The following is a 19940-nucleotide window of genomic DNA, read 5'->3' on the forward strand; positions in this document are numbered from 1 at the left end:
CTTTAGAAGAAGAACTTCAGCAGGGTGAACGCGAGCGCCACAGCCGTGGTCAGCGCGGCCTTCCAGGAGCCGAGGCCTTGCTTGAACCCGGCGACGAACGTCCCGATCGTGATCGGCACGAGCATCACCAGCAGCGTCACGCCGGCGGCGTGCACGCCGACATGCGACTGCCAGGTCAGCACCCATCCGACGAGGTAGGCGAACGTCAGCCCGAGCCAGCTGGTGATCTGGACCGATCCGTCACTACTGCGGTGACCCCGGTGCGACGCCCGGGCGGGCCGTCGATGCGAGGTCGGAGCAACGTGCGACATCGCTCACCTTCCGTAAGTAGCTGAGTACGCAAGGTACCAGCCCCCTCGGTGGGAACGAAAATGCCGGTACGCCGCCCGCGAGGACGACGTACCGGCTGATCGGTCGTGCTCAGGAACCGATCGAGATCCGGTCCGTTGCGACCGGGGTGTAAGGGTCGTGCGCGGTCAGGTACTTCGCGAAGGCGTCGATGTCGAGCCCACCGAAGTACTTGGCGGTCGCCGTGGTGAAGGCCGGGAACCCGTCACCACCGTCGGACAGGAAGTTGTTCGTGACGATGCGGTACGACGTAGCGTCCACCAGCGGCTGGCCGCCGATCTTGATCGAGCCGGCCACGATCTTCGAGCCCGCCGCGGCCGCCGGGTTCCAGGTGTAGGTGATGCCCGCGACCTGGAGCACCTTGTACTTCGCGGCCTCGGGACCGTTGACGCCGGAGAACTGCTGCTCCAGCAGGGCCTTGATCTGCGTGCCGGTCATGTCCATCGAGACCAGGAAGTTGTTGAACGGCTGCACGGTGAAAGCCTGCCCGAAACTGACCTCGCCGTTCGTCGACGCCAGGTCCGCGCGGATGCCGCCCGGGTTCATGAACGCCGCCACCGGGGTCTTGCCGCCCGTCACCACCGACGGATCCGCGAGCTGTGCGTCCGCGATCAGGTTGCCCAGCGGCGACTCGAGCGAGTCGTCGTTCGTCCGGACCACCGACGGTGTCGTGATGTGGCCGATCACCTTGTTCGCGATCGGGGCGACCAGTTCCTTGTACTTCGCGATCAGCTCCGCCGTCTTGCGGTCCTGCACGACGTCCTGGGTGACGATCTGGTTGTTCGCCAGCGTGTTCACCCGGTCGACGTCACCGGTCGCGTTGTCGACACTCAGCCGGACGTCGGTCACGAGCCGGCCGAACGACGACGCGCTGGTCACCAGCCGCGGCTTGCCGGCCTTGTCCGGCAGCGAGCAGTTGTACGCCTGGTGGGTGTGGCCGGAGATGATCGCGTCGATCTCCGGGTCCAGCCCGGCGTTGATGTCCACGATCGGGCCGGAGATCCCCGGGCAGCTGTTGTACGCCTTCGGGTCGGCCGGGAAGCCACCCTCGTGCAGCAGCACGACGATCGACTTCACACCTTTCTTCTTCAGCTCCGGGACCAGCGCGTTGGCGGTCTCGACCTCGTCCTTGAACGTCAGCCCCTCGACGCCGGACTTGGTGACGATGTTCGGCGTGTTCTCCAGCGTCATGCCGATGAAGCCGACCTTCTGACCGTCCGCGAAAGTCTTGATCGTGTACGGCGCGAACAGCGTCTTCTGGGTGTTGGTGAAGAACACGTTCGCCGAGAGGTACTCGAACTTCGCGCCCGTGAACGGGTGTTTCGGGTCGGGGCAGGAGTTCTGGTTGTTCTGCCCGTCGCCGTCCGGCAGGCAGCCGCCGGTCTGCATCCGGAGCAACTCGTGCCAGCCTTCGTCGAACTCGTGGTTGCCCACCGACGCAGCCTCGAGTCCCATCCCGTTCAGCGCTTCGATCGTCGGCTCGTCGTGGAACGCGGCCGACAGCAGCGGCGAAGCACCGATCAGGTCACCGGCGGCGACCGTCACCGAGTCCTGCCCCTTCGCCTTCGCGGCCGCCCGGAGGTCCTTCAGATGCGTCGCCAGGTACGCCGCACCGCCGGCCGGGATGCCGTTCACGTTGCCGCTCGAACCGGTCGCCGGGTCCAGGTTGCCGTGGAAGTCGTTGATCGCGAGCAGTTGGATCTGGGTATGGGTCGGCTTCGGCTTCTTCGCCTGCACAGCGGTGATCTGGGTCGCGCCACCGGCCTGCGTCGCAGTACCCGACTGCGTCGCTGCGCCGGCCTGGCTCACGGATCCCCCCGCGGCGAAGGCGAGCGCCACGGCCGTCCCGGCGGCGAGCAGACCGACAGCGCGCCGTCCCCCCAGCCGTGTTTTGTCTCGTCCTGTCAGGGCCATGTGTTGTCTTCTCCGTCGTCGTCTCGGTCACCGCGGATCGCGCGGCCCCGCGAAATCCTCCGCGGTGACGGGAAAGCTACCCAAGGCGACGTGTCCCCGCCAGGACCTGAGCATGAACTGAACCGGACCTTTTACGGTATTCAGGTGACCCTCGAAGCCGTTCCCTCACCGTTGCCCTCGGCCACCGCCGCCGCCGTCACGGAACTCACCCGCGCCGCCGCGCACAGCGACGGCGTCCATCCCCTCTCCGAACGCACCCTGCTGCACCTCGACGGCGAACACCCCGGCGACGTCCACGTCCTCGCCTACGAAGGCGATCCGGGCACCATCGAGGTCACCGGCCTGCAGAGCGCCCGCAACCTCGTCGGGTACGGCGCCCTCTCCCCCGACGGCTCCGCCGAACTCGTCGTCGCCCCCGCCTCCCGCCGCCAGGGCTACGGTACGGCGCTCCTCCGCATGCTCCTCGACCACGGCGGCGCCCGGACTCGCGTCTGGGCCCACGGACGTCTCCCCGGCTCCGACGAACTCGCCCAGCGCCTGGGCCTCGAGGTCTCACGGGAGCTCTACTTCCTCCGCCGTACCAGGGCTGACCTCCCGGAACCGGTGTGGCCCGACGGGATCGCCGTACGCACGTTTGTCCCCGGCCAGGACGACGCCGCCTGGCTGGCGGTCAACGCGGCCGCGTTCGCCGACCACCCCGAGCAGGGCAGCTGGACCGCCGCCGACCTGACCGAACGCCTACAGCAGCCCTGGTTCGACCCGAACGGCTTCTTCCTCGCCGTCGACTCCAGCGGCGCCGTAGCCGGCTTCCACTGGACCAAGGTCGAAGACGGCGAAGGCGAGGTCTACGTAGTAGGCGTCTCCCCCGCCCACCAGGGCCTAGGCCTGGGCAAGGCCCTAACCCTCCAAGGCCTCCACCACCTACAAACCGACCGCAACCTCGACGCGATCACCCTCTACGTAGACGGCACCAACACTCCAGCCCGCGCCCTCTACACCTCCCTAGGCTTCAAAACCGCAGCCCTCGACGTCCAATACGCCCCCGCATAAGGGCCGGGGAGGATCCCATCCCGAATCGGGCAGACAATCCTCCCCAGCCTCCCTGTGAACGGCATCACAGCGAACTCACCCCCACCCCCGCGTCATAAACGCTCCCCCTACCCGTCCCACCATCAACCAGGAGCCGTCCGAGCCTCTAACCCCCCAGCCGGGCGGCTCCTGGCCCCAACGCTTGTCCACAACTGCACCTTTTGACATCGAGCCACGCGCCCCCTTCCCGTTACGATCGTGTCGACTACGGAGGGCTGACACTCGTGACACACCGCAACAGGCCAACCCAAGCACTCCTGGCCTGCCTAGCCACCACCACACTCCTCACCGCCTGCGGCCAATCAAGCCCAGAAGCCGGCCAACCAAACACCGCCCCACCCCCGGCGACGTCTGCGAAGGCCCCGACTGAGTCCGCGTCGACTCCGACCTCGGCTGCGCCCCCCAGCACACCGCCAGAGCGCCCTGCGGCCGCCAAAGGGCTGACTCTTGCGGCGGCCGATCAGTTCATTCGCTACTACAGCGAACTGCTGAACTACGCTTCGGCGACCGGGGACACGGCACCGATGCTCAGCAACAGTGAAACTGGTTGCGAAAACTGCAAGTCGTACGCGAAATTCGTAGCCCAGTCGAACGCCGCCAACGGCCTTCTTCAGGGCGATTACCTCGAGAAGATCACGGATATCCCGGAACTGTATCGGGGCGAGAGCGGTCGGTTGGGTGGTTCGGCGACGGTAGCGATCGGTGCTTACACCAGCAAACAGTCGACGACTGCCAAGCCGATCAACCTGAAGGCCGCGAAGTACACCCGGGAGTTCGCACTTTCTCCGCAGTCCGGAAACTGGATCATGTACGAGATGAAACTCGACAAATAATGCGGAACAAGCTTGGCGTTGTCATAGCCCTCAGCGTGTTGCCGATCGCGTTGTCGGTCGTACCGGTAACTGTGTGGGCCACGACCGATCAGCCGTCCGCTCAGACCTCGGCGACCCCTCGGCCACGGTCGACCACGTCGCAGGACGAGAACGTTGTGGTGGATCCGACCAGAGAAGGCGCGTCAGCGAAGGCCACCAGCCGCATTGGGGGCCATAAGCCGAAGGTGACGACGACCACGACAACCTCCAAGCCAGCTCCCACCTGGCATCCGAAGCCGACCGGCCCGACGCCGCCTACGAGGGAAGACGATCCCGCCGGCGATTCGAGGAGCCGGACCGACCTCAAGCTCAACATCGGTATCTGTGGGCGCATGCAGCCAGACGGAACGGTGCCTGGTCCGGCGCGGTGCCAGCCTGGGGGCTCAACCGAACGACGCGCGACACCGCGCACGCCTCCTCCGACGGTGGTGCTTCCTCGGCCTGAGGATGTCACCTGGGAGGAAGTGCGTTCGGAGACGAAGAACATTCTGTTCCCTGGGCTGTCGGTAAAGGTCCAGCCGACGGGGCGGACCCTGGTAAACCTCGACACCATCGTCTACACCGACGAGAGCAGGGTGTCGACGACAACTGTCACGCTGCTCGGTTTCCCGGTCGTAGTCGAAGCGACGCCGATCAGCTACACCTGGCGCTTCGGCGACGGGAGTCCCGCGCTCATCACGAGCACTCCCGGCAAGCCGTACCCGTCGAAAGAGATCACCCACAAATACATGAAGCGCGGCGCCGTCAACCTCACGCTGACCACCAACTACGCCGCCCGCTACAACGTCGCCAACACCGGCTGGCAGTACGTCAACGGCACCGTCGCGATCACGGGCCCAGCCACCGCACTCCAGGTTCGCGAAGCCGTGCCGGTTCTCGTCGACCCCGGGCGCTGATCGCGATCGTGCGACGCACTCGGCTTCTGTTGGCTTGTTTCGGCGTGGTCGTGATGGTGGCGAGTTGCGGCTCGGGCAAGCCCGCCGCCGATCCTCGCGACGGTTCACCGACTGCGACCACAATCCCAACTGTCGCGCCGGTGTCGGCACTGCCGACCACTGCTCCACAGCGCCCGGCGGCCGCGACAGGCCTCGCGATCCCCGCGGCGAAGGTGTTCCTGGCTCACTACGTCGACCTCATGAACTACGCCTACGCGACCGGCGACGCCGAGCCGATGCTCTCCGCGAGCGACAAGGGCTGCATCGGCTGCAACGGAATCGCCGGCTATGTCGGGCGGATCAACGTCAAGAACGGCGCTGTCGAGGGCGACTACAAGGACCGACTGGTGAGCGTCAAAGACATCTTCCGCGGCAAGTCCGGGCGGCTCGGCGGAAAAGCGATCGTCAAGTCGGGGAATTTCACCGAACGCTCCTCACCCGGCGCATCCCCGGTCCCACAGGGAAACTCCACCGGAACCATGGAGTTCACACTTGCCCCGAACGGCAGCAACTGGGTCATATACGAGCTGGAGATCAAGGAATGAGGCCGTCCGGGGCAGCACTCGATCGACTGAGAGTCTCAGCGCGTCGATCCATGGGCTGAGACAGCCCAATGGGCGGGGGGCGGGAGTTGTCCACAGGGGTTAGTGGAGGGTGGATTTTAGGTAGTTTGTTAGGTGGGTGTGGGCTTGTTGGGTGGCGCCGGGGACGGTTCTTAGGCTGGCGTAGCCGTGGGTTAGGGAGGGGTGGGGGATGTACGTGAGGGCGTTGCCGGCTGACGTGAGGGCTTCGGCGTAGTCGCGGGCTTCGTCTCGGAGGGGGTCGAAGCCGGCGCTGGTGAGGTAGGTGGGTGGGAGGCCGGTGAGGTCTGCGGCGCGGATCGGGGAGACGATCGGGTCGGGGCGGAGGGTGGGGTCGGGGGTGTAGTGGTCGCGGTACCAGATGATGTCGGCCTCGGTGAGGATGAAGCCTTCGGAGAACAGGTCTCGGCTGGGGCGGCGGGCGACCAGGTCCAGCGCGGGGTAGAGGAGGACCTGGATTGCGGGCGCCGGGAGGCCGCGCCAGACGCACTGCTGGGTGACCACGGCGGCGAGGTTGCCGCCGGCACTGTCGCCGCCGACGGCTACCAGTGACGGGTCGGCGCCCAGGTCCTCGGCGTGCTGGACGGCCCAGGTGAAGGCCGCGATGGCGTCCTCGGCCGCGGTGGGCGCGGGCGCCTCGGGGGCGAGGCGGTAGTCGACGGACAGGACCCGGATACCGGCGTCGGCGGCGATCGCGCGGCAGAGCGCGTCGTGGGTGTCGAGGTCGCCGACGACCCAGCCGCCGCCGTGGAAGAACACGAGCAGACCGCGGCCCTCGTCGCGCGGGACGTACAGCCGGGCGCCGAGCTGGCCGTCGGCCCCGCGGACCGTCAGTTCGGTCACGCGCTGTAGCTCCACGGGCTTGCCGGGTATCAGCTTGCACAAGTTCCGGAAATGCGTCCGGGCGGCCGTGGCGTCGGTCTTGGTTGTGTGCGGCAACAAGTTCTCGACCCGCAGGAGCAGTTGCAGGTCGGGATCGAGCAGGTTGCCGTCGATCTGGACCGGTGCGCCGGCCAGTCGCCGGCGGACGACGGCGGGCAGCGCGTACAGCGGGGTGAGCGCGTTCGCTTGTACGGCGGTCGCCGTGTCACGGAGTACCGAGTCCAGTCGTGGGTTCACAAGGAGTGACGCTAGCAACCGCGGGCCCGCGATGGGCTCCGAAGGCAACGGTAACGTCACATCGGGGAACGCGCGGACGGCTACCCCTTGTTCACCAAACAATGCAATCCTGGTCGATGTGGCTGGAGACCTGCTGGCATCGCACAACCGGGAGTACGACGTCGAACCGCCGTACGACATCAGTGCGGCCGGCGACCTCCCGGCGGACCGGTTCTCGGACCGGGAGCTGAGCTGGCTGGCGTTCAACCAGCGGGTCCTGGAGCTCGCCGAGAACGACCGGATCCCGCTGCTCGAGCGGGCCAAGTTCCTGGCCATCTTCGCGAGCAACCTGGACGAGTTCTACATGGTCCGGATCGCCGGTCTGAAGCGCCGGATCGCGGCCGGGGTCGCAGTGAAGGCGGCCAGCGGCCTGCTCCCGCGCGAGGTCCTGGACCGCAGCCTGGCGAAGAGTCGCGAGCTGATGGACCGGCATGCGGAGACCTGGCGGAAGTCGGTGCAGCCCGCGCTGACCCAGCAGGGCATCGACATCCTGCGCTGGGACGAGCTGGAGCACTCCGAGCGCGAGGACATGACCCGCTTCTTCCGGGAGCGCGTGTTCCCGGTGCTGACTCCGCTGGCGGTCGACCCGTCGCACCCGTTCCCGTACATCTCCGGCCTGAGCCTGAACCTGGCGGTCGTCGTCCGTAACCCGGACACCGGCGGTGAGCACTTCGCCCGGGTGAAGGTGCCGCCGCTGCTGCCGCGGTTCGTGAACGTCGCCGACGGCCGGTTCGTGCCGCTCGAGGACGTCATCGCCACGCATCTGGGGCAGCTCTTCCCGGGGATGGAGGTCATCCAGCACCACACGTTCCGGGTGACCCGCAACGAGGACCTCGAGGTCGAGGAGGACGACGCCGAGAACCTGCTGGCCGCGCTCGAGAAGGAGCTGCTGCGCCGCCGGTTCGGTCCGCCGGTGCGGTTGGAGGTCGAGGAGTCGATCGACCCGCAGGTGAAGGCGCTGCTGCTGTCCGAGCTGGGCGTCACCGAGGCGGAGGTGTTCGAGCTCCCCGGCCCGCTGGACCTGCGTGGCCTGTTCACCATCGCCGGCCTGGACCGGGCCGAGCTGAAGTACCCGGCGTTCGTTCCGTCGACGCATCCGCACCTGGCCGAGGTGGAGACCTCCAACCCGGCCGACATGTTCCACGCGCTCAAGCAGCGCGACGTACTGGTCCACCACCCGTACGACTCGTTCTCCACCAGCGTGCAGCGCTTCATCGAGCAGGCCGCCGCCGATCCGCACGTGCTGGCGATCAAGCAGACGCTGTACCGCACCAGCGGTGACTCCCCGATCGTGGACGCGCTCATCGACGCCGCCGAGGCCGGCAAGCAGGTGCTGGTACTGGTCGAGATCCAGGCCCGCTTCGACGAGCAGGCGAACATCAAGTGGGCCCGTCAGCTCGAGCACGCCGGATGCCACGTCGTGTACGGCGTGATCGGGCTGAAGACGCACTGCAAGCTGTCCATGGTCGTGCGTGACGAGCCGGACGGACTGCGTCGGTACGCGCACATCGGCACCGGCAACTACCACCCGAAGACCGCGCGGCTCTACGAGGACCTCGGTCTGCTCACCAGCGACCGGGTGGTCACCGAGGACGTCGCGCTGCTCTTCAACCACCTGTCCGGGTTCGGCCGCAGCGCCGGCTACCGGCGGATCCTGGTCGCGCCGCAGTCGGTACGGCGTGGGCTCGTCGAGCGGATCGACCGCGAGGTGCAGCACCACCTGGCCGGCCGTCCGGCGCGGATCCGGATCAAGGTGAACAGCCTGGTCGACGAGGCCCTGTGCGACGCGCTCTACCGGGCGTCGCAGGCCGGCGTACCGATCGAGCTCTGGATCCGCGGCATCTGCACGCTGCGTCCCGGCGTACCGGGGCTGTCGGAGAACATCCAGGTCCGCAGCATCCTGGGCCGGTTCCTCGAGCACAGCCGGGTGTTCCTGTTCGAGAACGGTGGGGAACCGGAGGTGTGGATCGGGTCGGCCGACCTGATGCACCGGAACCTGGACCGCCGGGTCGAGGTGCTGGTACAGCTGAAGGAGCGTGACCACATCACCGAGTTGAGCGAGCTGTTCGACCTGGCGCTGGACGAGACCACCGGCTCCTGGTGGCTGCAGGCCGACGACAGCTGGCAGCCCCGGCTGAGCGCACCGGACGGTGAGCCGCTCCGCGACCTGCAGGAGCGGTTGATCACCACGCGTGGGCGGCGCCGGGCGATCGACCCCATCAGCTAACACGGAGCGTATTTCTGAGGGTGAACGGATGAGCAACACGGCGACCGTGATCGCCGCGGGTGGTGTCGTCTGGCGGGAACGCCGCGACACCCGGCAGGTGCTGCTGGTGCACCGTCCCCGATACGACGATTGGTCCCTGCCGAAGGGGAAGCTGACAGCGCACGAGCACGTGCTGCTCGGTGCGCAGCGGGAGATCGAGGAGGAGACCGGACTGCGGGTCGTGTTCGGTCCACCGCTCGGCGTGCAGCGGTACCAGGTCCGCAAGAACGGCGGGACCGCTGAGAAGCTCGTGCACTACTGGTCCGCCGTACCGGCCGACGATGCTGACTTCGAGCCGAACGACGAAGTGGACGAGATCAGCTGGCTCCCGGTGGACAAGGCGCGCAACAAGCTGAGCTATCCGCGCGACGTGGACATCCTGGACGCGCTGGAGCACGTGGTGCCGGTCGTGGCCACGATCGTCGTCGTCCGGCACGCGGAGGCGGTCAAGCGCAAGGACTGGGACGGTAAGGACACGCTGCGGCCCCTGACCAGCAACGGCACGGAGGTGGCCGAGCGACTGACCGGCGTACTGGCGTCCCTCGGCGTCGACCGTGTGATCAGCAGTGACGCGGAGCGCTGCGTGTCGACGGTCGCGCCGTACGCCGCCTCGATCAACCGGCACATCACGCTGTGGCCGGAGATCTCGGAACGCGGGTACGAGGCCGATCCGGGCGGACTGCGTGGTCTGTCCGAGCGAGCGTGGAAACCGGGCAAGGTGACGGTCGTGTGCTCGCACCGGCCGGTGCTGGCGGCGCTGTCGCGAGAGCTCGGTGCGAAGGTGGGCAAGTTCTCCACGGGCTCGTTCCTGGTCGTGCACCGGTTGGCGGACGGCCGCTTGGTGCACGACAGGTTCCGTGCGCCGTAGCAGCGCGACACGGCTCGATGACGATCGAGGCACGGCCGACGGGCCGGTCGGGTGACACTGGAGCTGACGGGTATGTTCCTACCCGAGGAACCGGTTGCCCCACCGGGTGCCGGTCTGAGGAGAGGTTCGAGGCGCACCATGACGATGATGCGGGAACTGACACTGATCGGGATCCGGATGGAATCACCCAACCGGGCCCCGGTGATGATGCTGCGCGAGACCGAGGGCTACCGCTACCTGCCGATCTCGATCGGCTCGGTCGAGGCCACCGCGATCGCGTACGAGGAGCAGGGCCTGCGTCCCTCGCGACCACTCACCCACGACCTGATGCGGGACCTGATCGAGGCGTTCGACGTCCACATCGAGGCCGTCGAGATCGTCGAACTGCGGGACGCCGTCTTCTTCGCCGAGCTCGTCCTGGCCAACGGCGCCCGGGTGTCGGCGCGGCCGAGTGACTCCGTCGCGCTGGCCGTCCGTCTGGGGACGCCGATCCGCTGCACCGAAGAGGTACTCCGGGAAGCCGGCGTCGCCACTCCCGAGGAAGAGCAGGCCGAGCTGGAGCGCTTCCGCCAGTTCCTGGACGGCGTCGCCCCCGAGGACTTCTCCAGCTGACAGCCGGTCGTTCACAGCGGCGATGAGCTGAGCGTTACCAAAGCGTGAGCGGGAAGCCGTTTACATCGACGGAGAGTCACCGCTCTTAACTCAGTTCACCTAATGGCCGCCTGTCGGCACGCCAGGCGTCGCACACGCTACCGAAACCGTTCACCGCTCGTTCACCAGTGACGGGCCGGTCGGTCACCTCGTCTCCCTACCGTCTGTGGAAGTTCAGAAGTCTGATTCCCGCAGAAGGGCAACACTCTCGTGTCCGTCAATCGCCTGCTCCGCGTCGGCTCCGTCGCCGTAGCATCCCTCGGCGTTCTCGCTCTGAGCGCCTGTGGCAGTGACCCGCAGCCGTCCGGCTCCTCGAGCCCTGGCAGCTCGGACTCCTCGACCGCCGCCGACTGCCCGCAGGGCACCCTGAACGCTGAAGGCTCCTCGGCGCAGAAGAACGCCATCGACGAGGTCATCAGCAAGTACAACGAGAAGTGCGCCGACGTCACGGTGAACTACAACCCGACCGGTTCCGGCGCGGGTATCAAGCAGTTCAACGCGAACCAGGTCGACTTCGCCGGCTCCGACTCGGCGCTGAAGCCCGACGAGATGACCGCGGCCACCAAGCGCTGCGCGAACAACCCGGCCGTCGACCTGCCGATGGTCATCGGCCCGATCGCGATCGCCTACAACGTCGACGGTCTCGACAAGCTGATCCTCGACGGCCCGACCGCCGCGAAGATCTTCTCCGGCGCGATCAAGACCTGGAACGACCCGGCGATCGCCAAGCTGAACCCGGGCGTCACGCTGCCGTCGGCCCCGATCTCGGTCTTCTTCCGCTCGGACGAGTCCGGCACCACCGAGAACTTCACCAAGTACCTGAAGGCCGCGGGCGGTGGCGCGTGGACCAAGGACCCGGCGAAGAAGTGGACCGGCACGGGCGCCGGTAAGGAGAAGTCCGCCGGTGTCGCCGAGGGCGTGAAGAGCACCAAGAACTCGATCACCTACGTGGAGTGGTCGTACGCCGTCGACAACAAGCTCGGCGTCGCGCAGATCGACAACGGCTCCGGCACCCCGGTCGACCTGTCCGCGGAGTCCGCGGGCAAGGCGCTGGCCGCCGCGAAGACGGCCGGCACCGGGTCCGACCTGGCCCTGAAGCTGGACTACGCGACCAAGGCCCCGGGTGCGTACCCGATCATCCTGGTCACCTACGAGATCGCCTGCACCAAGGGTCTCCCGGCCGAGAAGACCGCGCTGGTGAAGAGCTTCCTGAGCTACTTCGTCAGCAAGGACGGCCAGGCGTCGCTGACCGACCTGAACTACGCGCCGCTCCCGGCCGAGATCCAGACCAAGGTCGAGGCCGCGATCAAGGCGATCAGCTGATCGCGGAGCAGTACTGATGCGAGCCCCGGCCGGTCCGAGTTCATCGGAGACACGGTCGGGGCTTCGCCTCGTCAGACCCAGACGTGACATTCACGACTCAGGCGCTTGGAGAGAGAGCACCATCGATGAGTAGTCCAGACGGCACGGCACCGCCCGACCGGCCGGACGGCACGGCCGCCGGCGAGGCAGCCGGGGCGAACGCCGAAGCCCGGATCGAGGATCTGGTCCACGAAGACGCCGGCCCGGCGCCGCAGTTCGGTGGTCTGGCCACCGAACATGCAGAACACGCTGACTCCTCCGGGACGCAGCAGTCCACCGAGGTGATGACCGAATCCGGCCCCGAGGCCGCGGCGAGCACCACCGCCACGACGCCGCCGGCCGCCGAGAACGGTGAGAAGCTCGACCTGGGCGCGGTCGGTCACCTCGGTGACCGGTTGTTCGGCGGGCTCGCCCGCGGGTCCGGCGCCCTGGTGGTCCTGATCGTCGCGTTCGTCGGCATCTTCCTGCTGGCGCTGGCGATCCCGGCGCTGGCCGACGACAAGAGCAGCTTCCTGTTCTCCCGGATCTGGGAGCCGGGCGGCGACCAGCCCCGGTTCGGTATCGCGGCGCTCTTCTACACGACCCTGATCAGCTCGATCATCGCGATGCTGATCGCGGTCCCGATCGCGATCGGGGTCGCGCTGTTCGTCACCTACTACGCCCCGAAGCGGCTGGCCGCGCCGGTCGCGCACGCGGTCGACCTGCTGGCCGCCGTACCGTCGATCGTCTACGGCCTGTGGGGCATCCTGTTCTTCGCCCCGATCCTGCGTCCGGTGATCGACGGCCTGTCCACCGCGCTCGGCTGGATCCCGCTGTTCGAGAAGCCGCCGGGCGACAACGTCGGTGTGGTCTTCACCGCGTCGGTGGTGCTGGCGATCATGATCCTGCCGGTGGTCACGGCGATCAGCCGGGAGATCTTCGCGCAGACGCCGATCTCGCACCGCGAGGGCGCGCTGGCGCTCGGCGCGACCCGCTGGGAGATGATCCGGCTGTCGGTGCTGCCGTACGGGCGTTCCGGTGTCGTCAGCGCCTCGATGCTCGGCCTCGGCCGCGCGCTCGGTGAGACGGTCGCCGTCCTGATCATCTTGTCGGTGCCGAACGGCAACGACCCGTGGAACTCGTCGATCTTCGCCGGTGGCGAGACGTTCGCGTCGAAGATCGCCAACAACGCCGCCGAGTTCGACTCGCCGGAGAAGACCGGCGCGTACATCGCGGCCGGTCTGGTGCTGTTCGTGGTCACGTTCCTGGTCAACTCCGCGGCCCGGATCATCGTCGACCGCAGCGGCCCGGGCGGCAAGAAGCGCCCCCGCAGGAACCGCCGTTCCGGCGCAGCCGAAGGAGCTTCCGCATGAGTGCGATCGCTGAGAACAAACCGGCGTACGACGGGAAGGTCCTGGATCTCACCGGCAAGTCCGGCGCCCGGGCCTTCAAGAACACGCTGGCCACGGTGCTGATCGTGCTGGCGTTCGTGGTCGCGATGATCCCGCTGCTGTGGATCCTGATCACCGTGGTCTCCAAGGGGTACCACCTGCTGCTGAGCGCCGACTGGTGGAGCCAGTCGCAGCGCGGCATCACCGTCCGCCGGGCCGGCGGCGGTGCGTACCACGCGATCATGGGCACGCTGATCATGGCCCTGATCACCGCGGTGATCGCGGTCCCGATCGCGATCCTCGGCGCGATCTACCTGGTCGAGTACGGCAAGGGCACCCGGATCGCCAAGGTCGTCAGCTTCATGATCGACATCCTCACCGGTGTCCCGTCGATCGTGGCCGCGCTGTTCGTCTACGCGGTCTGGATCACGGTGTTCGGGTTCAACCGGGTCGGTTTCGCGGTGTCGCTGTCGCTGGTGCTGCTGATGCTCCCGGTCGTGCTGCGGTCCACCGAGGAGATGCTGAAACTCGTCCCGGACGAGTTACGCGAGGCGTCGTACGCGCTCGGGGTGCCGAAGTGGAAGACGATCCTGAAGGTCGTCGTCCCGACGGCGTTCGGCGGCATCATCACCGGCGTGATGCTCGGTCTGGCCCGCGTCATGGGTGAGACCGCGCCGCTGCTGATCCTGGTCGGCTACTCGAAGAACATCAACCTGAACCCGTTCAACGGCTTCATGGGCGCGCTGCCGACGATGATCAACCAGGACCGCACCGAACTGGCCCTGCCGCACGCCGCGGACCGAGTCTGGGCGGCGGCGCTCACGCTGATCCTGCTCGTCCTTGCCCTCAACCTGCTGGCCCGGCTCATCGCCCGGTTCAGCGCCATCAAGTCGAAATAGTCACGAGAGGTTCTGAGTCGATATGGCGAAGCGCATCGAGGTCAGCGGCCTCAACGTCTACTACGGCGATTTCAAGGCCGTCGAGGACGTGTCGATGACGGTCGAGCCCCGCTCGGTCACGGCGTTCATCGGCCCGTCCGGCTGCGGCAAGTCCACCTTCCTGCGCACCCTGAACCGGATGCACGAGGTGATCCCCGGCGCCCGCGTCGAGGGCAAGGTGATGCTGGACCAGCAGGACCTGTACGGCACCGGGGTCGACCCGGTCGCGGTCCGGCGGGTCGTCGGCATGGTGTTCCAGCGGCCGAACCCGTTCCCGACGATGTCGATCTTCGACAACGTCGCGTCCGGCCTGAAGCTGAACGGTGTCCGGGACAAGAAGAAGCTCACCGAGGTCGTCGAGTCCTCGCTGAAGGGCGCGAACCTCTGGAACGAGGTCAAGGACCGCCTCGACAAGCCCGGCGCGGGCCTGTCCGGTGGTCAGCAGCAGCGGCTGTGCATCGCCCGGGCGATCGCGGTCGAGCCCGAGGTGATCCTGATGGACGAGCCCTGCTCGGCGCTGGACCCGATCTCCACGCTGGCGATCGAGGACCTGATCGAGAAGCTGAAGGACAAGTACACCGTCGTGATCGTCACGCACAACATGCAGCAGGCGGCCCGGGTCTCGGACCAGACCGCGTTCTTCAACCTGGCCGCGACCGGCAAGCCCGGCCGGCTGATCGAGATGGCCCCGACCAAGCAGATCTTCTCCAACCCGTCGGAGAAGGCCACCGAGGACTACATCACCGGCCGCTTCGGCTGATCCGCGGTACGCCGCTGTGCTGCCGGCCGCCGTGACGAAACCTGTCGCGGCGGCCGCTGCTGTTCCGGAACCCCTTTACACGCAGAGCGTCCGGGCAGAACTACACGCAGAGCGTTCGGGCAAAGTTGACCCGGGCAAGCACATCGGCGACATCGCGGGGCGAACCAACGCCGACGTGGGTGTTGTGGGTGCGGTTGCCGTTCTGCACGGTGACCTGGACGAAGCCGGTGGTCCGGCGCTCCTTGCAGAGCAGGAAGAGCAGCCCGAGCAGGCAGGCCAGCGCGAAGACGATCGCCAGGATGATCGCCCAGGCGGGGATCTTCTCCTCGGTCCGCGACATGTCCATCGCCGACCAGTTCGCGCCGTGGGTCGGCAGCACACCGGCCGGGGTGACGATCCGCTGCTGCTCGACCGAGATGTCGCCGACAGTGACAAGCACCGGACCGGCCGGCAAGGCCTGCAAGGGCATCTGCGGCTGCTGGAAGTGACCGCCGACCGGCGGCGGGAACGCACCGGGAGCCATCCCGTAGGGACCTGGTTGTGCTTGTGGGGCGGCCTCGAAGGTGGGCGGGGCGGAGTACTGCACCGGGAGGTGGCGGGTCGGATCGCCGCCGGGGGCCTGGCCGGGCGCAGGTTCACGAGGGGATTCAGTCACAGGCAGACCCTAAGCGTTCCGCGGCCCGGTGTGGGGGCGTGACCGCGAACCTGTGGAAAAGATAGCCTGCGAGGATTCCTCGACGTTCTCAGAAGGGAACCGCGGTGAGCACACCGACGCCACCTCCCGGCGACGACCAGAACGACCAGAACCGGCCGCAGGACACCCCAGAGACCCCGGGTGAACAGCCGAACCAGTACGGACAGTCCGACCCGTACGGTCAGCAGGGCCAGCCTGGCCAGTCCGAGCAGCCTGGTCAGTACGGCCAGCCGGGACAGTACGGTCAGCCCGGTCAGTACGGTCAGGAGCCCGGTCAGCAGCAGCCTGGTCAGTACGGGCAGCAGCCCGGCCAGTCGCAGTACCCGGGTCAGCCGGGGCAGTACGGCCAGCAGGGCGGTTATGAGCAGCAGCAGGGCGGCTATGGCCAGCAGCCCGGTCAGCCTGGTCAGCCCGGCCAGTACGAACAGCAGCAGGGCTACGGCCAGCAGGGTTACGGCCAGCAGGCTGGTTACGGTCAGCAGCAGGCAGGCAGCTACGGGCAGCAGCCCGGTCAGTACGGATCGTACGGCCAGGGGCAGGCCGGCTATGGCTACGGTGCGCAGCCGCAGAACAACACCCCGCAGACGCTGGCCATCATCGGCATCGTCTGCTGGTTCTGCTGCGGTATCGCGTCGGTCGTCCTCGGTCTGATTGCGCAGGGCAAGTTCCGCGAGCAGGGCCGTCCGGACACGCTGGCCAAGGTCGCCTGGATCGGCGGCGTCGTGTCGATCGCGCTGTCGGCCGTCGGCTCGATCGTCAACTACATGAACTGAACCGCGCGCTCCCGGCTGTCAGGCGGTCAGTGCAGGTTGCGAGCGACGCCGTACACGGCGAGCAGCACGAGCACGCCTTTCAGCACCCAGTCCGCGACCCGCGGGCTCATCGACAGCCGGGGCAGGCGCACCAGTCGCAGTGACTCGAGCGCCCAGGCAAGCACCTGGTAGCCGAGGGCAACACCCACCAGCGGCCCGAGCACCAGGATCACCGGGTTGAAGTGCCACGCGGTGACCAGATCGCCGCGCAGCAGGGCCGCCGCCATCCGGGTCGAGCCACACAGCGGGCAGTTCAGCCCGGTGGTGGCGTGCAGGATGCACGGGATGCCGAGGCCGGACAGCTGATAGACGCCGGCCAGCGCGAACCCGCCGACACCGACCGCGGACAGGCCCCACACGCGGCGGTCCAGCGGCTGGACCGGTCCGGTGGGCCGAAGTACGACGCTCTGCGAGACGCTCACCCGACAACGGTAACTCTCATCACGTGGGATCCGTTCGCAGGTCTGAGCCGTCCGACCACTAGCCTGCAGTTCACTCCTCAACAGTTATTCGTAGAAGGGATCGTCGTGAGCTCTCCGACGCCACCGCCGGGTTACGGCCCGCAGGACCCACAGCAGCCGGGTCAGTACGGCCAGCCAGGCCAGTACGGTCAGCCCGGTCAGCAGCAGGGCCAGTACGGGCAGCAGCCCGGCTATGGCGGCCAGCAGCAGCCTGGGTACGGCCAGCAGCCCGCTCAGCCGGGTCAGTACGGTCAGCAGCCCGGTCAGCAGCAGGGCTACGGCCAGCAGCCGGGTTATCCCCAGCAGGGGCAGTACGGGCAGCAGCCCGGCCAGCCGGGTCAGTACGGTCAGCCGTACGGCGGCCAGGCGGGCTACGGCCAGTACGGGCAGCCGGGCGGCTTCGGCGGCGGCGTCCCGGGCAACCTGGCCGCATGGCCGAACCGGGTCGGTGGCGCGCTCATCGACGGTCTGATCGTCGGTGTGCCCTACGGCATCGGCTCCGCCCTGTCGAACAGCAACAGCTCGGCTGTGGCGATCATCGCGATCGTCTTCTACCTGATCGGCATCGGCCTGGCGATCTGGAACTACATCATCCGTCAGGGCAGCACCGGTCAGACGGTCGGCAAGCAGGTCCTCGGCCTGAAGCTGATCGGCGCCGAGACCGGCCAGCCGCTGGGCGCCGGTAAGACGTTCCTGCGCCAGCTCACCCACATCCTCGACAGCGCGGCCTGCTACCTCGGCTACCTGTGGCCGCTGTGGGACGAGAAGCGTCAGACCTTCGCGGACAAGATCAACAACACGTACGTCGTCAAGCTCTGACACCGACCTGACGACTCCCGGACGCCGTGGCCTGAAGAGGCCGCGGCGTCCGCTCGTTGGGATAACAGAGAGGACCCCTCGTGACCACCCCTCCCTCAGGCCCGTATGGCGGCCAGTTCCCGCCTGGCCAGCCGGGTCAGTACCCGAACCAGGGCTACAACCCTTACGGACAAGGCGCTCCGGGACCGGCAGGCTACGGGTACGGCTACGCGCCGGCCGGCCGCCTCGCGGACTGGCCGATCCGGGTCGGCGCCTCGTTGCTCGACTCGCTGCTCACGGCCATCCCGGCCATCGCCGGCGTGCTCGTCGCGCTGGTCGTCAACGGCGACCAGGAGGAACTGGGCGCGGGCGGCGGGATCGCGATGATCGGCGGGTTCGTGGTGGCGTTCGTGGTCTGGGTGTGGAACCGCGTCGTCCAGCAGGGCCGCACCGGTCAGTCGTTCGGCAAGAAGGTGACCGGGCTGCGGGTCGTGGACGCCCACACCGGTCAGCTGATCGGCATCGGCAAGACCATCGGCCGTGAGGTGTGCGCGCAGATCTTCAACCAGCTCTGCATCCTGAACGTGCTCTGGCCGCTCTGGGACGACAAGCAGCAGACCTGGCACGACAAGGCCGTCGGGGACATCGTCATCCGCCCCTGACCGCCAGAGCAAATGACGGTCAATGCGAGCGGAGCAGTCCCGCGCAGGTGACCGCCCACAGCACGCTGGTGAACGTGCCGATGATGAAGCGCTCGGCAACGGCCTGTGGGGTGACCGACGCCGGCTGATCGGGACTGCGAAGCTCCGGGTATCGCGCCAGGCCCTTGATCGCCAGCACGATGGCGATGCCTTCCGGCCAACCGGAGACCAGTGCGGCGTAGATGGCCATCCGTTCCAGCGCACCGATCAGAGCGCCGCCACGCAGTACCTCGCCGGCTTTCTGGGTCGACTGAGCCCTGGTGTTGCCCCGGTCGGCCAAAGCCATCACAGAGGTCGTCAGCGGCCCGCCGCCGGTGACTGCCAACGCTCCGGCCAGCAGGAGCAGCACATCCCACCAGCGTTCGGCCCAGCCCGCCACTCCGTCACCTGCGAGGAGCAGTACACCGACGGTGACCAGGCAGGCCAGCATCACGCCGCTGATGATGATCTCGAGGTTGGAACCGGACTTGGGCACCCACGCGAGGACGGCGAGGACCAGTGCGGCAGCGGTCAGGGACAGGACCAGTGCCGTCACGCAGCGACTCCGGCATCCAAGAGGTCGGCGGCAAGCACCCGTCCGCGCTGTTCCTCCGCGAATCCGGCGGCCTGCGCCCGCTGCGTCACCGCAGACTGACTGATGCCGAGTTTCACGCCGATCTCCCGCCTCGTGAGTCCTTCTGCCAGCAGGTCCGCGACTGCCCAGCCACGGTCGCTCCGACGGCGCAGCACGGACGCCATCAGCCAGAGCACCGTTTCCACCTGCTCCGCGGTCCGGGTGTCCGATCCGACCACGTTCAGGTGGTGCGGACTCGACTTGGCGCGAGTGACCGCCTCGCGGGCGAACACGAACGCGTCACCGCTGCCGGCCCGGGTACTGCGGGGCAGTGGCTCGATGACCGCGCCGACGCCGAGTCCGACGTACCAGGTGTCCGCGCGGAGCAGCTCGACGATCACGTCGATCGTCGGGCGGGCCTCGGAGAGCACGCCCTGGACCTCGTCGCCGGCGGTGCGTTCGAACTTCCGCAGGAGTCCGGTCCGCCGTGGGCGGCGGTTCAGGGAGTTGAGTAGCTCGGGTACGAGATCGCTCGTGCTTCGGCTGCCGCGCTGATCTACGGTGAGAACGAAGACCACCCTGCACCTCCTTCCGAACGGGTTAAGGCTACAGTCTTATTCACGTAGAGTGAAGGCCAAAACCTGAATCGCTTCACCCCGCTACTCCCTGTATCCGTTTTCACAGGTCGTCGCCGACCGGACCCGGGGGCGGCGGCCCGCCCGCGGGGGGGGGGCGGCACGCAGGAATGGGGTGGGGGGTGGTCGTGGTGTGTGGTGTGGGAGGGGGCTGAGTGACAAACAGCGACCCGG

The 19940-nt window shown here is 67.6% G+C and carries 22 protein-coding genes; 14 read left to right on the forward strand and 8 right to left on the reverse strand.

All coding sequences use genetic code 11. From position 1 onward, the window contains the following. Positions 1 to 2: 2 nt before the first annotated feature. On the reverse strand, positions 3 to 311 hold the full coding sequence (locus ACWGID_RS37470) for a hypothetical protein (protein WP_452204112.1): 309 nt from the start codon (positions 309 to 311) through the stop codon (positions 3 to 5). Positions 312 to 420: 109 nt separating this feature from the next. Continuing rightward, positions 421 to 2262, reverse strand: a complete 1842-nt coding sequence (locus tag ACWGID_RS37475) for a bifunctional metallophosphatase/5'-nucleotidase (protein WP_452204113.1) — start codon at positions 2260 to 2262, stop codon at positions 421 to 423. A gap of 144 nt (positions 2263 to 2406) precedes the next feature. Between ACWGID_RS37475 and mshD the strand changes: the two genes are divergently transcribed. Both mshD and ACWGID_RS37485 read left to right on the forward strand, forming a co-directional pair. Continuing rightward, positions 2407 to 3312 carry a mycothiol synthase gene (gene mshD / locus ACWGID_RS37480; protein ID WP_452204114.1) on the forward strand — a complete coding sequence of 302 codons (906 nt, stop codon included), beginning with the start codon at positions 2407 to 2409 and terminating at the stop codon, positions 3310 to 3312. 263 nt (positions 3313 to 3575) lie between these two features. Then, positions 3576 to 4184, forward strand: a complete 609-nt coding sequence (locus ACWGID_RS37485) for a DUF6318 family protein (RefSeq protein WP_452204115.1) — start codon at positions 3576 to 3578, stop codon at positions 4182 to 4184. A 100-nt stretch (positions 4185 to 4284) separates the two neighbouring features. On the opposite strand, the gene ACWGID_RS37490 is transcribed toward ACWGID_RS37485, so the two are convergent. Beyond that, positions 4285 to 4434, reverse strand: coding sequence for a hypothetical protein (locus ACWGID_RS37490; protein WP_452204116.1), 150 nt, complete (start codon positions 4432 to 4434; stop codon positions 4285 to 4287). 253 nt (positions 4435 to 4687) lie between these two features. Here ACWGID_RS37490 and ACWGID_RS37495 point away from each other — a divergent pair, with 253 nt between their 5' ends. After that, a complete protein-coding gene (locus tag ACWGID_RS37495) occupies positions 4688 to 5119 on the forward strand; it encodes a PKD domain-containing protein (RefSeq protein ID WP_452204117.1) in 432 nt (143 codons plus the stop codon). A 140-nt stretch (positions 5120 to 5259) separates the two neighbouring features. Then, the gene (locus ACWGID_RS37500) at positions 5260 to 5703 is read left to right on the forward strand and encodes a DUF6318 family protein (RefSeq protein WP_452204118.1); all 444 of its coding nucleotides are present in this window, start codon (positions 5260 to 5262) and stop codon (positions 5701 to 5703) included. A 99-nt stretch (positions 5704 to 5802) separates the two neighbouring features. Here the strand turns inward: ACWGID_RS37500 and ACWGID_RS37505 are convergent, their stop codons facing one another. Then, the gene (locus ACWGID_RS37505) at positions 5803 to 6858 is read right to left on the reverse strand and encodes an alpha/beta hydrolase (RefSeq protein ID WP_452204119.1); all 1056 of its coding nucleotides are present in this window, start codon (positions 6856 to 6858) and stop codon (positions 5803 to 5805) included. A gap of 106 nt (positions 6859 to 6964) precedes the next feature. Between ACWGID_RS37505 and ACWGID_RS37510 the strand changes: the two genes are divergently transcribed. The 7 genes from ACWGID_RS37510 (at position 6965) to pstB (ending at position 15112) form a co-directional block, all read left to right on the forward strand. Then, positions 6965 to 9124 (forward strand): RNA degradosome polyphosphate kinase, encoded by a 2160-nt coding sequence (locus tag ACWGID_RS37510; protein ID WP_452204162.1) that lies wholly within the window; start codon positions 6965 to 6967, stop codon positions 9122 to 9124. 28 nt (positions 9125 to 9152) lie between these two features. Further along, positions 9153 to 10031 carry an NUDIX hydrolase gene (locus ACWGID_RS37515; protein WP_452204120.1) on the forward strand — a complete coding sequence of 293 codons (879 nt, stop codon included), beginning with the start codon at positions 9153 to 9155 and terminating at the stop codon, positions 10029 to 10031. A 138-nt stretch (positions 10032 to 10169) separates the two neighbouring features. After that, a complete protein-coding gene (locus ACWGID_RS37520) occupies positions 10170 to 10643 on the forward strand; it encodes a bifunctional nuclease family protein (protein ID WP_452204121.1) in 474 nt (157 codons plus the stop codon). A 249-nt stretch (positions 10644 to 10892) separates the two neighbouring features. Next, entirely contained in the window at positions 10893 to 12005 is a 1113-nt protein-coding gene (gene pstS, locus ACWGID_RS37525; protein WP_452204122.1) for a phosphate ABC transporter substrate-binding protein PstS, read from the forward strand. Positions 12006 to 12328: 323 nt separating this feature from the next. Continuing rightward, entirely contained in the window at positions 12329 to 13396 is a 1068-nt protein-coding gene (gene pstC, locus ACWGID_RS37530; protein ID WP_452204163.1) for a phosphate ABC transporter permease subunit PstC, read from the forward strand. Continuing rightward, positions 13393 to 14313, forward strand: a complete 921-nt coding sequence (gene pstA, locus ACWGID_RS37535; RefSeq protein ID WP_452204123.1) for a phosphate ABC transporter permease PstA — start codon at positions 13393 to 13395, stop codon at positions 14311 to 14313. The genes pstC and pstA overlap by 4 nt, the downstream gene beginning before the upstream one ends. Before the next feature lie 22 nt (positions 14314 to 14335). Beyond that, complete coding sequence (gene pstB / locus ACWGID_RS37540; RefSeq protein WP_452204124.1) at positions 14336 to 15112, forward strand: phosphate ABC transporter ATP-binding protein PstB; 777 nt, start codon at positions 14336 to 14338, stop codon at positions 15110 to 15112. A gap of 100 nt (positions 15113 to 15212) precedes the next feature. Here the strand turns inward: pstB and ACWGID_RS37545 are convergent, their stop codons facing one another. Beyond that, positions 15213 to 15767 (reverse strand): hypothetical protein, encoded by a 555-nt coding sequence (locus ACWGID_RS37545; protein ID WP_452204125.1) that lies wholly within the window; start codon positions 15765 to 15767, stop codon positions 15213 to 15215. 104 nt (positions 15768 to 15871) lie between these two features. Here ACWGID_RS37545 and ACWGID_RS37550 point away from each other — a divergent pair, with 104 nt between their 5' ends. Then, the gene (locus tag ACWGID_RS37550; RefSeq protein ID WP_452204126.1) at positions 15872 to 16579 is read left to right on the forward strand and encodes a DUF4190 domain-containing protein; all 708 of its coding nucleotides are present in this window, start codon (positions 15872 to 15874) and stop codon (positions 16577 to 16579) included. Between the two features lie 26 nt (positions 16580 to 16605). Here the strand turns inward: ACWGID_RS37550 and ACWGID_RS37555 are convergent, their stop codons facing one another. Further along, on the reverse strand, positions 16606 to 17040 hold the full coding sequence (locus ACWGID_RS37555) for a DUF2752 domain-containing protein (RefSeq protein ID WP_452204127.1): 435 nt from the start codon (positions 17038 to 17040) through the stop codon (positions 16606 to 16608). 105 nt (positions 17041 to 17145) lie between these two features. On the opposite strand from ACWGID_RS37555, the gene ACWGID_RS37560 reads away from it, so the two are divergent. Then, complete coding sequence (locus ACWGID_RS37560; RefSeq protein WP_452204128.1) at positions 17146 to 17898, forward strand: RDD family protein; 753 nt, start codon at positions 17146 to 17148, stop codon at positions 17896 to 17898. Positions 17899 to 17978: 80 nt separating this feature from the next. After that, on the forward strand, positions 17979 to 18539 hold the full coding sequence (locus ACWGID_RS37565) for an RDD family protein (protein WP_452204129.1): 561 nt from the start codon (positions 17979 to 17981) through the stop codon (positions 18537 to 18539). A 19-nt stretch (positions 18540 to 18558) separates the two neighbouring features. Here ACWGID_RS37565 and ACWGID_RS37570 read toward each other — a convergent pair whose 3' ends face one another. Then, the gene (locus ACWGID_RS37570) at positions 18559 to 19113 is read right to left on the reverse strand and encodes a hypothetical protein (protein WP_452204130.1); all 555 of its coding nucleotides are present in this window, start codon (positions 19111 to 19113) and stop codon (positions 18559 to 18561) included. Beyond that, complete coding sequence (locus tag ACWGID_RS37575) at positions 19110 to 19709, reverse strand: transposase (RefSeq protein ID WP_452204131.1); 600 nt, start codon at positions 19707 to 19709, stop codon at positions 19110 to 19112. The genes ACWGID_RS37570 and ACWGID_RS37575 overlap by 4 nt, the downstream gene beginning before the upstream one ends. Between the last annotated feature and the right edge of the window lie 231 nt (positions 19710 to 19940).

It is taken from the genome of Kribbella sp. NPDC054772 (assembly GCF_053611945.1).